Source organism: Luteolibacter ambystomatis (genome assembly GCF_018137965.1).
In the GTDB taxonomy this organism is placed as follows: domain Bacteria; phylum Verrucomicrobiota; class Verrucomicrobiia; order Verrucomicrobiales; family Akkermansiaceae; genus Luteolibacter; species Luteolibacter ambystomatis.
Map to the genome: position 1 here is coordinate 1,001,689 of NZ_CP073100.1, position 13,809 is coordinate 1,015,497.

At 62.0% G+C, this 13,809-nt stretch carries 16 protein-coding genes; 6 read left to right on the top strand and 10 right to left on the bottom strand.

What is annotated here, in order from left to right:
* Positions 1-223: 223 nt before the first annotated feature.
* Positions 224-1,498, bottom strand: a complete 1,275-nt coding sequence (locus KBB96_RS03850; protein ID WP_211632482.1) for a putative sensor domain DACNV-containing protein — start codon at positions 1,496-1,498, stop codon at positions 224-226.
* A gap of 162 nt (positions 1,499-1,660) precedes the next feature.
* On the opposite strand from KBB96_RS03850, the gene KBB96_RS03855 reads away from it, so the two are divergent.
* The 6 genes from KBB96_RS03855 (at position 1,661) to KBB96_RS03880 (ending at position 8,531) form a co-directional block, all read left to right on the top strand.
* Positions 1,661-3,049, top strand: a complete 1,389-nt coding sequence (locus KBB96_RS03855; RefSeq protein WP_211632484.1) for a neutral/alkaline non-lysosomal ceramidase N-terminal domain-containing protein — start codon at positions 1,661-1,663, stop codon at positions 3,047-3,049.
* A 195-nt stretch (positions 3,050-3,244) separates the two neighbouring features.
* Positions 3,245-4,474 (top strand): TCR/Tet family MFS transporter, encoded by a 1,230-nt coding sequence (locus tag KBB96_RS03860; protein ID WP_211632486.1) that lies wholly within the window; start codon positions 3,245-3,247, stop codon positions 4,472-4,474.
* A 129-nt stretch (positions 4,475-4,603) separates the two neighbouring features.
* A complete protein-coding gene (locus tag KBB96_RS03865; protein ID WP_211632489.1) occupies positions 4,604-5,812 on the top strand; it encodes a hypothetical protein in 1,209 nt (402 codons plus the stop codon).
* A gap of 143 nt (positions 5,813-5,955) precedes the next feature.
* Positions 5,956-7,146, top strand: coding sequence for an enoyl-ACP reductase FabV (gene fabV / locus KBB96_RS03870; RefSeq protein ID WP_211632492.1), 1,191 nt, complete (start codon positions 5,956-5,958; stop codon positions 7,144-7,146).
* Between the two features lie 353 nt (positions 7,147-7,499).
* Complete coding sequence (locus KBB96_RS03875) at positions 7,500-7,808, top strand: winged helix-turn-helix transcriptional regulator (RefSeq protein WP_211632494.1); 309 nt, start codon at positions 7,500-7,502, stop codon at positions 7,806-7,808.
* Positions 7,809-7,901: 93 nt separating this feature from the next.
* Positions 7,902-8,531 (top strand): FMN-dependent NADH-azoreductase, encoded by a 630-nt coding sequence (locus KBB96_RS03880; RefSeq protein WP_211632497.1) that lies wholly within the window; start codon positions 7,902-7,904, stop codon positions 8,529-8,531.
* A gap of 9 nt (positions 8,532-8,540) precedes the next feature.
* On the opposite strand, the gene KBB96_RS03885 is transcribed toward KBB96_RS03880, so the two are convergent.
* The 9 genes from KBB96_RS03885 to KBB96_RS03925 form a co-directional block, all read right to left on the bottom strand.
* Positions 8,541-9,812, bottom strand: a complete 1,272-nt coding sequence (locus KBB96_RS03885) for an RNA polymerase sigma factor (RefSeq protein WP_211632500.1) — start codon at positions 9,810-9,812, stop codon at positions 8,541-8,543.
* Between the two features lie 12 nt (positions 9,813-9,824).
* Positions 9,825-10,106 carry a hypothetical protein gene (locus tag KBB96_RS03890; RefSeq protein ID WP_211632503.1) on the bottom strand — a complete coding sequence of 94 codons (282 nt, stop codon included), beginning with the start codon at positions 10,104-10,106 and terminating at the stop codon, positions 9,825-9,827.
* A 185-nt stretch (positions 10,107-10,291) separates the two neighbouring features.
* Positions 10,292-10,699: a YciI family protein gene (locus KBB96_RS03895; protein WP_211632506.1), complete on the bottom strand. Its 408-nt coding sequence runs from the start codon at positions 10,697-10,699 to the stop codon at positions 10,292-10,294.
* A 32-nt stretch (positions 10,700-10,731) separates the two neighbouring features.
* Positions 10,732-11,091 carry a DUF1428 domain-containing protein gene (locus tag KBB96_RS03900; RefSeq protein WP_211632508.1) on the bottom strand — a complete coding sequence of 120 codons (360 nt, stop codon included), beginning with the start codon at positions 11,089-11,091 and terminating at the stop codon, positions 10,732-10,734.
* A 20-nt stretch (positions 11,092-11,111) separates the two neighbouring features.
* Entirely contained in the window at positions 11,112-12,026 is a 915-nt protein-coding gene (locus KBB96_RS03905) for an SRPBCC family protein (RefSeq protein WP_211632511.1), read from the bottom strand.
* A 12-nt stretch (positions 12,027-12,038) separates the two neighbouring features.
* The gene (locus KBB96_RS03910; RefSeq protein WP_211632514.1) at positions 12,039-12,443 is read right to left on the bottom strand and encodes a VOC family protein; all 405 of its coding nucleotides are present in this window, start codon (positions 12,441-12,443) and stop codon (positions 12,039-12,041) included.
* A 23-nt stretch (positions 12,444-12,466) separates the two neighbouring features.
* Positions 12,467-12,832 (bottom strand): YciI family protein, encoded by a 366-nt coding sequence (locus KBB96_RS03915; protein ID WP_211632517.1) that lies wholly within the window; start codon positions 12,830-12,832, stop codon positions 12,467-12,469.
* A gap of 15 nt (positions 12,833-12,847) precedes the next feature.
* Positions 12,848-13,234 (bottom strand): hypothetical protein, encoded by a 387-nt coding sequence (locus KBB96_RS03920; RefSeq protein ID WP_211632519.1) that lies wholly within the window; start codon positions 13,232-13,234, stop codon positions 12,848-12,850.
* Positions 13,235-13,265: 31 nt separating this feature from the next.
* Positions 13,266-13,796: an SRPBCC family protein gene (locus KBB96_RS03925; RefSeq protein WP_211632521.1), complete on the bottom strand. Its 531-nt coding sequence runs from the start codon at positions 13,794-13,796 to the stop codon at positions 13,266-13,268.
* Between the last annotated feature and the right edge of the window lie 13 nt (positions 13,797-13,809).

The following is a 13,809-nucleotide window of genomic DNA, read 5'->3' on the forward strand; positions in this document are numbered from 1 at the left end:
GTTCATTCATGCGGATATCCGCAGGCTGGGCGCAATCCTGATCTGAGGATCATCGTAGCCGGAGTCGTGAGACTTCGGGCGGGGTGGGTTCACCCGTATCCCATGAGATCAGTTTTCTTCCGATGACCTTCCACATCGCTGCCGGTAGTTAAGAAGAAACCAGCCCCGTCACTCCTGTGGGAATCCTCCCAGCCTGAAGTCTTACGACTCCAGCTACAAGAAATCACACCACCGTGTGCGCCCAGAAGGTCACGGCATCGCCCAGGCTGGCAATCATCCGCACGTGGCTGTCCTGGGAGATGACGAAACCGATCACCGATGGCTCCACGGAGCACAGCCGGTACACCGCGCGGTGCCGCGTGCCGTCGTTCTGCACGTTCCAACTGCTGACGTGGGTGCCATCGAGATCGTGCGCTTGTCCGACCTGAAAGACGTTCCGGTCCACGCGGATCTCGCCACCGAAGCCGATGACGCACAGCCGCTGGTCAATGACGAGGGCACCATCCACCTGCATCATGTCCGAGAAGAATCGTGCCAGTTCGAAGAAGGCTTCTTCCAGCCGGTCCAGTTCCGGATCGCGGCTGTTGCGGAAGACATGCCACGCGTCCTCTACGGTGGAGTTCTCCGTGCAGAGTTGCCCCACACGGCGGATGATCGCCTGGAGCAGTTTGCGGAAGCGCATGCCCGCCACATCCGGCATGGCGGAGTATTTGCAATCGATCCAGCGGGTGGCGGTCTCGATGCCTTCCTCGCCCGCAGGCAGGAAGACGAGGCTTCCGCCGTGGCCGCTGGTGCGGACAAGATTGATGATCCGCTTCACGAACTGGAGCGAGATCAGGTGCGCGAGTTCGGCATAGGACTCGTCATCCAAGGTGGGCACGAGGCAGCCGGGATCGAACTCGGAGACGAGGCCGCGGCGCAGGTGGGCGAAGCGGTCGCTGAGCAGGCGGGACTGGAAAACATCCATGCGCGGTCCGTGGAATTCGCGTCCGCGCCACTCCGCGATCAGGCCATAGCCCTCGTAGAATAGCAGCCAGCCGGGATCGCGGACGTGGATGATCGGGTAGGGGACATCGTTGCCCAGTGGCTTGCGACCGCCGGCGACGAGGTTCATCCAGCGCGGACCGGTATTGAGGATGCCCCAGATGCGCAGGCCTTTGTCACGGTCCGGCCACACCGCGACCACCGAGTGGAAGAAACTGGCGGCGGGGCTGAGGCGCTTGATTTCATTCGCCGTCAGTTTCGCGGGAACGGTGAAGCGCACGGCGTGGATGCCATCGGGAGGGCCATCGGCATCGGCGAATGCATCGGGTGGTGCGAGCATCACGCGGGTGCGGACGGAGCGGCCTTCCTCCTTCAACAGGCTAGCGGCATAGAGGGTGTCGCAGACATCCTGGATCTCCTTTTCCGAAGGACAGTCGGGATGGCTCTCCAACAGGCCGTGGAACTGGAGGATCAGCCCTTGCAAGGTCGGTTCGGAAAGCGGCGCGGCGGGCATGACACCAGGCTGCTGCGTCTTGCCCGGAAATCAAGGCGGCTTCGTGCATTTCATGGGTTTGCGGTGGACAGGAAACGGCCCCCGGAGAAAGGATGCCGGGCAGTGAGCAGCGGCTTGGAAGAGCAAGGGAATGAACCATCCGGCAAACCGCGGCGCGGATGCTTGGCGCGGCTCGGACGGTTGGCGTTGTATGGGGTGGCGGTCGTCGCCCTGCTGGTGGTGGTCAGCGTGAAGCCAGTGGACCGCGAGCCGTATTTCACGACTCATTATCATGAGGAGACCCGGCGGCATTTCGAAGAAAGCGTGAAGACCTATCGACCGGGAACCGGTGCGCTCAAGGCGGGCTTTGGTAAGGCGCGGCTCTCGCCCGAACTCAGGGCGGCGGAGGATGATCCGGAACAGGGGAAATTCAAATGGCTGCCGATGGCGGGCTACAATTCCCGCGGCGACAAGCCGACCGAGGGCATCCACGATGACCTGTGGGCGAAGGCGGTGGCCATGGAGGTGAGCGGCCGCAGGCTGGTGATGTTGCGGTTGGATGCCCTGATCATCCCGCATGATGTCTCGGACGCGGTGGTGAAGGAGCTTTCCGCCAGGCATGGCCTGAAGCGCGAGGAGATCTACTTCTCCGCCACGCATACCCACAGCGGGATAGGCGGCTGGGGACCGGACCCGATTTCGGAGGCCTTCAGCGGAGGATACAACGCGGGCATCCCGAAGTGGTTCGTGCGGCAGTTGGTCACGGCGGCGGACGATGCGCTCGGGCACATGGAACCGGCCTCGCTGGGCGGCGGGCGCTTTCACGAGCCGGACTACGTGCGGAACCGTCTGGCGAAGACCTGGGGCCGCGTCGATGACGAGTTCAGCTATCTGCTTCTCAAGCAGCAGGGTGGTACCACGGGGGTGATCGGCGTCTACAATGCCCATGCGACCTGCCTGTCCGGCGAGAATATGAAGCTCAGCGCGGATTATCCCGGCTACTGGGAACGTCGTATCGAGGAAAAGACCGGCGGTTTCGCGATGTACATGGCAGGTGCGGTGGGCAGCCATGGGCCGGAATACGGCTACCGGGATTTCGAGGGGGCGCGGAAGATGGGGGAAGCCTTGGCGGATGATCTCCTGAAACGGCTGCCGGAAACAAAGCTGGAATCGGAAACGACGCTGGGTGCCTTCGGGCTCGATCTGGGTCTTCCGGAATCGCAGGTGCGGGTGACGGATACATGGTGTTTGCGGCCGACGGTGACCAGCAGATTGATCCCGGTGGAGCAGCAGACGTATCTGCAGGTGGTGCGCCTCGGCGACGGGCTGTGGTTCTCGACGCCGTGCGATTTCAGTGGCGAACTGGCGCTCGACCTGAAGGCCCCGCTGGAACTGCGCGGCTATCATGCCACCGTGACAAGCTTCAATGGTGACTACATCGGCTATGTGGTCCCGCAGCACTACTTCGACTATACGAAATACGAATCCCGGGCCATGTCGTTCTACGGCCCGTATGTCTCGCCCCACTTCATGGATTGGATGCGGCGGATGGCGGACATGGTGGCGAAGTGAGGAGTTGGAGCTTCATCTGAGGAGAGTCTCCAGAGGAGGCTTTGGCTTGGTTTCCAGTGTTCTCGTTCCAGGGAGACGAACGGATCGACGCCAATACCTCTTCCTTTTTGCGTCTTTTGCGTCTTTTGCGCTTCTTTGCGGCTAAAAAATCCAGTGCCTTCTTCCCCTCCGAATCGTGGCGGGTATCGTCCGCGCATGGCCCGCCCGAAGCCCGCGATCATTTTCATCTTCATCACGCTGTTCCTCGATATTTTCGGGATCGGGGTGATCGTGCCGGTGCTGCCGAAACTGGTGGAGCAGCTCCAGGGCGGAGACGTGCAGGCGGCGGCGCATTCGGTCGGCTGGCTTGGCGCGCTGTATGCGCTGATGCAGTTCCTGTTCTCGCCGGTGCTGGGGAGCCTTTCGGATCGTTTCGGGCGGCGCCCGGTCATTCTGTTTTCACTGCTCGGTTCCGGGATCGACTATCTGGTGCTGGCATGGGCGCCGACCATCGGCTGGCTGTATCTGGCCCGCGCGGTCTCCGGGATCACGGCGGCGAATTTCTCCGCAGCCAGCGCCTACATCGCGGATGTGACGCCACCGGAAAAGCGCGCGGCGGGCTTCGGGATGATCGGTGCGGCTTTCGGGCTGGGATTCATTGCCGGTCCGGCAATCGGAGGTGTCCTCGGGCACTACGGCCTGCGGGTGCCATTCCTGGTGGCGGCGGGGATCACCTTGCTGAACTGGCTGTATGGTGCCTTCGTCCTCCCCGAATCCCTGGCGCCGGAAAACCGCCGGCCGTTTCACTGGGAAAGCGCGCATCCCTTGAAGGCGCTGCACGCCCTGACACGCTGGCCGCTGGTGTCCGCGCTGGCGGGCACACATTTCCTCACGATGCTCGCGGGGAATATCTACCCATGCCTGTGGGTGCTCTACACCGGCCATCGCTATGGCTGGGAAAGCCGCCAGGTGGGGATCTCGCTGGCCTTGGTCGGCGTGCTCGCGGCGATCGTGCAGGGCGGATTGGCATCGCGGATTCTCAAGGTGATCGGCGAGAGGCGTGGAGTCTTCGTGGGCTTGATTGCGATGGCGGTGGCGATGACCTGCTACGGCGCGGCTCCGCTCGGCTGGATGGTTTACGGAATCATTGTCATCGGATCGCTGGCGGGCATCGGGTCTCCGGCCACGCAGTCGATCATTTCCCGGGCCGTGCCTGCGGACGAGCAGGGGGCGGTGCAAGGCGCGCTCAACAGCATCACCAGCGTGTCCGGCATCCTCGCGCCTTTGGTGTGGACCTCCTTGTTCTCCGTGGCGATCGACCCGAAGCATTCCTTCGGCATTCCCGGACTGCCGTTTTTCATGGCCGGGCTGGTATCGCTGGCAGCGGCATTGCTGGCGTGGAGGGCCTTCAGGCGTTCACCGGTGGTGGAAGGGCAAGTATCGTAATGCGAGTGAAAGCGGTGGGAAATACAGGCCGTATCCATGGCGGTTTTGCTGGCGCACTGGATAAAGCGGTTCCGAGGATGGGGCAGGGAAGGAGCGGGTGTCTGGCTCGGCTTGGGGCTTGTCACGGCTGTGTCGTCCGCATTGGACGTGTGGGAGCAGCCACCGATTGATTACTCGAAGGCGGCGGCGAAGGACCCGGCGGGAACGCTTGGTCAGGCGCTGGCGGACGGGTCGCTGAAACTCACCGCCACCACGCCGCTGGAACGGATGAAGGAGGTGCTCGTGCTGCTGAAGATCCCGGTGGAATCGCAGGTGCTGGTATTCTCGAAGACCAGCAAGCAGAACCCGCTGATCGATCCGGGGAATCCGCGGGCGCTGTATTTCTCCGAGAATGCCTACGCCGGATACGTGCCGGGCGGGCAGATGGAGATCATCGCCCATGATTCCGTGCTGGGCCCCGTTTACCGGACCATCGATCTCGGCGGTGAGGTGAAAGTGCCGGTGATGCATCGCCAGACTTCGGATTGCTTGTCGTGTCATGGCACGGCGCGCACGCTGGACGTCCCGGGCGTGATGGTGCGCTCGGTCTTCGCCGATGCGGACGGGCGGCCCTTGTTGGAATTCGGCAGCACGGATGTGAACGCCACGACGCCGCTGGAGCAACGCTGGGGTGGCTACTACGTGACCGGCCGTAGTTCGCTGCCGCATCTGGGGAACCGCTTTTTCCGTCGCGGTGAGACGCCACAGCCGCCCACGGAGGCCGTGCAACTCGATCGGGTGGACCAGTCCCTCGATCCCGTGAAATATCCGCGGGCCACCAGCGACATCGTGGCGCTGCTGGTGCTGGAGCACCAATGCCAGCTCTATAACCTCATGACCTCCGCGTCCTACCGCCATCGGCGGATGAGCTGGATGGCACGGGCTTTCGATCCGAAGGCGGACCCGGACACGGGCACGGCGGGCAAACTGGCGGATGATGACGCTGTAAAAATCGTGGATGCCCTTTTGTTCAAGGATGCCGCACCGATGGGCGATGGCGTGGAAGGAGACGAGGCATTCCAGTCGGTGTTTATGAAACGCTTCCCGGTCACCCGCGAAGGCGATTCGCTGGCGGACTTCCATCTCGGCGCGAAGCTTTTCAAGAACCGCTGCTCTTACATGATCTATTCGGAGGTTTTCGCCTCGTTGCCGGTCCGGGTGAAAACGGCGGTGGTGAAGAGGCTGCGGGGAATACTGGAGGCGGACGGGGAAACGCCTGGCTACGAATACCTGAAAAAGCCCGAGCGCGAGCGCATTGTGGCGATTTTGCGGGAAACGCTTCCCATTTACGGTCAATAGAATACGTGGCTGCCAGGATGCCGGGACGGTTCGGCTTGTTCAAAGCTTGCACAGTGTCCACCGTTGCGGTTCACGATTTGTCCAGCCGGACGGCAGCGGGGTTCCCGCGTCCGGCGTCCGATCCGAACACACGATCCACCACCATGATTATTTCTCCCAAGGTCCGCGGTTTCATCTGCACCACCGCCCATCCGGAAGGTTGCGCCAAGCACGTGGCAGACCAGATCGCCGTGGTCAAATCCCGCGGCCCGATCGCCAACGGCCCGAAGAAGGTGCTCGTGATCGGCTCCTCCACCGGCTACGGCCTGTCCTCCCGCATCGCCGCCGCCTTCGGTTCGGATGCCGCCACCATCGGCGTGTTCTTCGAGCGACCGGGTGAGGAGAGCCGCCCCGCCACCGCCGGCTGGTACAATTCCGCCGCTTTCGAGAAGGAAGCCGCCGCCGCCGGCCTCTACGCCCGCTCCTTCAATGGTGACGCTTTTTCCGATGCGATGAAGGCCGAGGTGATCGCCGCCATCAAGGCCGACCTCGGCCAGGTCGATTGCGTGGTCTACAGCCTCGCCTCGCCGCGCCGCACCGATCCGAAGACTGGTGAAGTGTACTCGTCCGTGCTCAAGCCGATCGGTCAGAGCTACTCGGCGAAGAACCTCAATACCAACACCGGCGTGGTGAACGAGGTGTCCATCGAGCCCGCACAGGGCGATGACATCCCGCAGACCGTGGCAGTGATGGGCGGTGAGGACTGGATGTTCTGGATGGACGCACTGCTTGAGGCCGGTGTGCTGGCCGAAGGCGTGCAGACCGTAGCCTACTCCTACATCGGGCCGGAAGTGACCTGGCCGATCTACAAGCAGGGCACCATTGGCAAGGCCAAGGAAGATCTCGAGCGCGTGCAGCGCGAGCTCGATGCCAAGCTCGCACCGCTCAAGGGCAAGGCCTGGGTGTCCGTGAACAAGGCGTTGGTGACGCAGGCCAGCTCCGCCATCCCGGTGGTGCCGCTCTACATTTCCCTCCTCTACAAGGTGATGAAGGACGAGGGTACGCACGAGGACACCATCGAGCAGATGGATCGCCTGTTCCGCGACCGGATGTACAACGGCAACCCGCAGCCGGACGAAGCCGGTCGCATTCGCGTGGATGACTGGGAAATGGCCCCGGCCGTGCAGTCCCTCGTCGGCGAGCGTTGGAAGGAAGTGAACACCGAGAATCTCGGTGAGCTGGGTGACTTTGCAGGCTACCAGTCGAGCTTCCTTCGTCTCTTCGGCTTCGGCTTGGAAGGCGTGGACTACGCCGCGGATACCAATCCGGCGATTGGCGTGCCGTCGATCAAGTAAGCCGCCTGACAGTTTGATTTCCAAAAGCGCTCCGGTTCATGCCGGGGCGCTTTTTTTGAGATGCTCCGCCGGGATGTGGGGGGAAGCTCCAGCTTTCCCTCTTCGGGAAAGGATGACGTTCGGCCTGTCCGCCACCGCCAACCGGAGCTGGCAGAGACGATTCGAAAGCGGAGCTTTCGACTACATTGGAGCCTCGACCCTGCCTTGCGCGTTCTATCGAGAGGGAGAGCCAGGAGTTTCGATACGCCCTCCTGGTTGGAGGTTCCTATTTCAGAGAAGCGTGCTAGAATGCTTCCGTGAAGGCCGCGCGGGATTACTCACCTCCAATCGATTTCCTGCGTGATCAATGCCCTGTGAGGGCGGCATTGGATGTGTTGAGAGGACGCTGGAAACCGTCGATCCTGTGGGAACTGAAGGATCGGCCGCGGCGTTTTTCGGACATCCAGTGCGCGTTGGAAGGCGCGAGCGCCCAGTCGCTGACGTTGCAGCTGCGGCAACTGGAGGCCGATGAGGTGATCATCCGCACGATCTATCCGGAAATTCCGGTGCGGGTGGAATACCATCTCAGCGAGCACGGACGGACGCTGGCCGGATTGATGGATCAACTGGAGCTGTGGGGACAGGCGCATCTGGCGCGAAAGACCCGGAGCGGTGGAGGGTGACGGGGACGTTTTGCCGTCCACTCACATTTTGTTGAGCAGCTCAACATTTTGGGACGAAGCGCCCGATCCGTGTGGATGGCAAGCTCGAGGCGTATGAAGAAGACACTCCTTGTTCTCGATTCCAGCGCCCGCACCAACCGTTCCATCACCCGAAGCCTGACCGCCCGTCTCACCGAACGCTGGCGCGGCCGATGGCAGTCGGCTGAAGTCATTCATCGCGATCTCGGCCGCAATCCGCCGCAAGCCATCAGTGAAGCCTGGATCGGCGCCGCATTCGGGAAACCGGTGGAGGGACCATCGCCGCTCGCCGAAAGCGACGAATTGATCGATGAGTTGTTCCGAGCGGATGCGATTGCGATCGGGGTGCCGATGTACAACTTCGGCATGCCTGCGGCCTTGAAGGCGTATCTCGACCAGATCGTGCGGGTCGGTCGCACCTTCGACTTCCGGGCTGAAGCAGAGAATCCCTACCTGCCGCTGATCCCCAGCAAGCCGGTGGTGGCGGTGGCCTCGATGGGTGCAGGTGGTTTCGAGCCCGGTGGGGAAATGGCGAACCTGAATTTCCTGGAGCCCCATCTTGCCACGGTCCTGGGCTTCGTCGGGTTGGATCGTTTCAGCGTGGTGCGGGCGCAGTATGAGGAATTCAAGGACGAGCGATGGCGGCTCAGTGTGGCCGCCGCGGAAATGGCCGTGGATGCCTGGGTGGATGGCCTGGAAGTCTGAGGGCTGGAGTCATTTGACGAGGCAGGCCCGCAGGCGATCCGTTAGAAAAAGCTGCTCCGCCTTCACGGCGGTGAGTTGGAGCGCCCGGGTGAAGGACGCGGCGGCGGCTTCTTGGTCGCCGAGGCGTTCCTGGAAATCGCCCAGCACGGCGTGCAGGAGGTAATAGCGCTCCAGTTGTCCGCTTTTCCAGATCGGTTCCAGCGCGGCGATGCCCGCCTCCGCACCATGCACTTCCGCGCTGGCGACGGCGCGGTTGAGCGCGACCACCGGGGAATCGCTGATGGTCAGCCAGCGGTCGTAGTGGGCGAGGATGCCCGGCCAGTGGGTGGAGGCGGCATCGGGCGCGGTGCTGTGGATGGCGGCGATGCCGGCCTGGAGATGGTATTCGGTCACCTCATCGCCGCGGGCGGCGAGAGCGAGGTGGCGCAGGCCGCGGCCGATCATGCCACGATCCCACAGCGAGCGGTCCTGATCCCTCAGAAGCAGGATATTTCCCTGCAAGTCCTCGCGCGCTGGCAGCCGTGCGGCGCTGAGCAACATGAGCGCCAGCAGGGCGTGCATGCGCGGATGCGCGGCGGCGGGATGCTGGATGAGGGCATCGGCGAGGCGGATCGCCTCATGGCAAAGCTCCGCGCGGATCACGCTGTCACCGTTGGACGCACTGTAGCCTTCATTGAAGAGCAGATAGAGGATGCGCAGCACGCCATCGAGCCGCGGAGAGAGCTCCTCACCGGCGGGGATTTCAAACGGAATGCCCGCCTCGGCAATACGCTGGCGGGCGCGGGTGAGGCGCTTGGCGATGGCTGCCTCGGTAGTGAGAAAGGCGCTGGCGATCTCGGCGGGGCTGAAGGCGCAGAGTGTTTTCAACGCGAGCGCTGTTTGCGCATCCTGCGGGATGTCCGGATGACAGCACGCGAACATCAGCCGCAGGCGGCCGTCCTTGATCTCATCCTCGAAGCGCGGCGTCTCCTCACCGGAGTCCGGCCATTGTTCGAGAGAGGCGGTGATTTCGGGGAGCTTGTCGTGGAAGAATTTTTCGCGGCGGATCAAATCGAGTGCGCGGCGTTTCGCCGTCTGCATCAGCCAGGCGGCGGGATTATCCGGGATGCCGTGATACGGCCAGGTTTGCAGCGCACGGACCATCGCCTCCTGCACCACGTCCTCGGCGAGTTGCAGCCGGTGGATGCCGAAGATGCCCGTTAGTGCGGAGACAAGCTTACCCGCCTCATGACGGAAGAGGTGGTCGGTGAGGCGGGGGATTTCTGAGGCGGGCTGGCTCACGGAGGCGGTGGATCAAGGACGCAGCGTGTTTGTGCGGTAGAACGATCTCCCATAGATCTTCCCATCCGTCGTGGTGGACAACCGGACGTAATAGCGGGCTTCGGAACTTCCGGATTGGGCGAATTGGAGATTGTCCGAGAAGGCGAAGTAAAAAGTTCGCCCGACCAATACCCGGGGCGTGTTGGACTTGCTATAGTCAGGCTCGACATGAGCCGTCTCCACGGCATGGACGTAGATGTCCAGTATCCGCTTCGCGTGCAGGATCGTACGGATCTGTGACGAGGACTTTTCCAACCGCGTCTTCAGCGACGGATCTTGCGAGAGTCGCAGCTGCCATAAGTTTGGTTGTGGGGCTGGTTTGGTGGCGCAAGCGGACAATAGGACCGCAACAAGAACGACGGGAACGAACTTCATTTCCGTTTCAGTCAAACGAACCGGAAGCGGCTGGTCAATCCAGCCGCTTCCTTGGAAATATCGACCTACGCCTGTACAGACGCGGCGGCTTCCTCAAGGGCCATGCGCTCGATGGGGCAGGACGGGGCGACCGGGCGGACCTCCACGATGATTCCATGGGGCAGGCCGGGGCATTGTTTCGCGATCTCCACGGCTTCCTCGATGCTCCCGGTACTGACGTAGAAATAGCCGCCGACGGCTTCCTTCGACTCGGCGAAAGGGCCGTCCGCGACGTTCGCGTTTTTACCGGTGATGACGCGGCCCTCGTTTTCCAGCGGGCTGGCGGCGATGAGACGGCCGTCGTTCTTGAGTCCTTCGACCCAGTCGTTCCAGCGGCTCATGACGTTCTGGATCTCATCCATCGAGAGCTCGTTGCACCAGTCGGTGCCACGGAAGAGGATGAGATGGCCGGTGCTATGGGTGGGGATGATCATGGGATGTGGTGGTTGGAGTTTGGAAAAGAAAATCAAGAGACGAGAGTGGTGAAGCCGCCGAAGACCATGCGGTTGCAATCGAAAGGCATGCTCGGGGAATCCATCATGGGCTTCATGCGTGGATCTTCCATCACTGCGGCATTGATGGCATCGCGTCGTTCGCGGGATTCATAGACGATCCATGCGAACACCACGGTCTCATCCGGTTGCGCCCCGGCGGCGGCAGTGAAGGTCGCGGTCTTGTCCTGATCGAGATCGTCGCCGACACATTCACGGTAATCGAGCGCGCCGTGATCGAGCCAGACCTGGCGTGCGAGTTCAGCGAGTTTGCGGTAATCCTCGATGTTCGCTTTCGGAACCGGGATGACGAATCCATCAACGTATTGACTCATGGTGGCAGCGGGTTGGGAATTCAGTAGATTTCGAGATGACGTTGCAGCCGGTCCATCGACTGCGCCCATCCGGTTTGCATGCCGGACAGGTAGGGAAGGGTTTCCGGCGTTGGCGCGCCATTGAGGCGGGCGTGGATCTTGATCCGCACGCCATCACCTTCGCGGGTGAAGGTGATGGTATTGTGGAGTTCGAAGAGCGGCTTGGTTTCCGCATCAAGGGCGGCGCTGAGAAAGGTGAGACGATCCGGTGGAGCGACCTCCTGCACCACGCCGGACATCGGATGGACGGTGCCATCCGGGGCCCGCATGTGGATGAGGATGATGCCTCCGGGTTTCGCTTCGAATTGGCACAGCGGATTCGTGAAGCCTTGCGGGCCCCACCATGCCTTGAGGCGGCCGGGATCCGCCCACGCATCGAAGGCGTCCTCCGCGCTGGCATCAAGGAAACGGGAGATCGCCACCTCGCGCAGCTTCATGTCCGTGAGGCGGCCGTCCAGACGCTCGAAGCATTCGTTCCATCCGCCCTGATGGCCTTCCTGCGATTGCACCGTGGCGAAGACACCCTGCGAGAACTGCATCCGCGTGCGGCCGTCCTCTTCATCCGAGAGCAGCACGGTGACGATGGTTTCCGGGCCGGGGCCGTAGTCTTCCTCCCAGATGTGGGTGAAGACGATCTTCCTGTCTTCGATGAGTTCCTGATAGACGCCGCCGAGCCGATGCTGGGTGCCATCCGGAGCGAGCATGCACGAACGCCACGCACCACCGACACGGAGCTCGCCTTCCGAGAATGGAATGGTGAATCCGTGCGGCGCGCTCCAGTGATCGAGATGTTCCTTCTCCGTCCACGCGCGATAGACCAGCGGGCGCGGGGCATCGAAGACGCGGTCGATGGACAGCACGCGATCGGCTGGAGCGGTGGTGGCGGACGTGCTCATGGCGATGGTCCTTTATTTTTGAATGGCAGCGGGATCCATCCACATGAATTCCCAGATGTGGCCGTCCGGATCCTGGAAACCGTGGCCATACATGAAGCCATGATCCTGCGGCTCCTTGTAGGTGGTGCCGCCCGCGGCGAGCGCCTTCGCGATGGTGGCATCCACCTCCCCGCGGCTGTCACAGGAAAGGCAGATCAGCACCTCGGTGGAGGTTTTGGCATCGCTGATCGGCTTCGGTGTAAACATCGAGAAGTGAGGATGGGTGAGCAGCATCACGTGGATGATGTCGCTCACGATCATGCAGGCCGCGTTGTCATCGGTGAACTGTGGATTGAAGGTGTAGCCGAGCGCGGAGAAGAACTCCTTCGAGCGCGGCAGGTCCTGCACGGGCAGGTTGATGAAGACGAGTTTGCTCATGGTAATGGAATGGGTGGAGATGATCAGTCTTTGCAGGGGCCGGTGACGGTAGGCCGGACTTCGATGACGGCACCGGCATCAAGGGCTGGGAAACGACCGGCGATGGCGATGGCTTCCTCCTTGCTGGCGCAGTCGATGATTTCAAAACCGCCGATGACTTCCTTCGATTCGGAGAAGGGTCCGTCGGTCACGATGACCGAACCGCTTTTCTGCCGGACCACGGTGGTGGTGTCCGGCGCTTGCAGGCCGACGGCATGGACAGCGACGCCCTTGTCGACAAGTTCCTGGTGCCAGACTCCGCAAGCCTCATGGACCTCATTGCGTTGGTCGGTGGTGAGGCTGTTCCAGCGTGCGGGATCGGCGTGGATGATGAGAAGGACGAATTGCATGGGATGGAATGAGATTCAGCGCAGGAGTCCGCAGAAAGCCTTGCGGCCGTCCCAAAGCAGGTAGGCGGCGAAAACGCAGACGGTGATGAGAACGGGGTCGAAGATCATCGCGCCCTTCAGGATGAAAATGTGGAAGGCGAGGATGTTCACGATGATCGGACCGAGCACCAGCAGGCCGAAATTCCGGGTCTTCGGAATGGCGACGAGAAGACCACCGGCCACTTCCAACACCTTCACGAAGGTCATATAACCGGTGGGCATCAGGGCGCCCATGAAGAGTGCGGGTGGCGAACCTTCGGGCGGGGCGGGAGGAGTCGGGCCGAGATGCAGGAGCACCATCAGGCCGAAAGCGACGAACATCAGGCCAAGAAGGCCGCCGACGATGTTAGGGATGTGTTTCATGGATGGAATGGGAGTCGATGATTCTGGTGGATTACTTCTTCTCAACGATCTCCTTGAGATTGCTGAGGCCTTTTTCGAAATCGGCGCCGACGAGCTTGTCCATGTTCATGAGCAGGCCCATCGCTTTCATCGCGAAGTTCTTTTTCCCGATCATGGTCCAGGTCACCCGCGTGCCGTTGGCTTCGGGAGCGAGGGTGAACTCGGCGGTATTGGTGGCGGCGAAGGGCTTGAGGAATTCCAGGCGCATCGACACACGCTTGGCCGGGTCGCTTTCGGTGATGGTCATGCGGCCTTCACCGACCTTGCTGTTGCCCGCCCAAGAGTAGATCGCGCCGGTGCCCGCGGGCGGACCCTCGAAGGTCTGCTTCATCGCCGGGTCCATCTTCGCCCAGGGCGACCAGTCCACCCACTTGTGGTAGTCATTGATCTGTTCGAAAACAGTGGCAGGTGGTGCGGCGACCACCGCGCTGCGGCTGATCCTGCAATCCGGGGACTGGAACGCGGCGACGGCGAGAAACACGATCACGACGGCGGCGAGGGCGATGAGAATCTTTTTGAACATGGGAGTGGTTCTT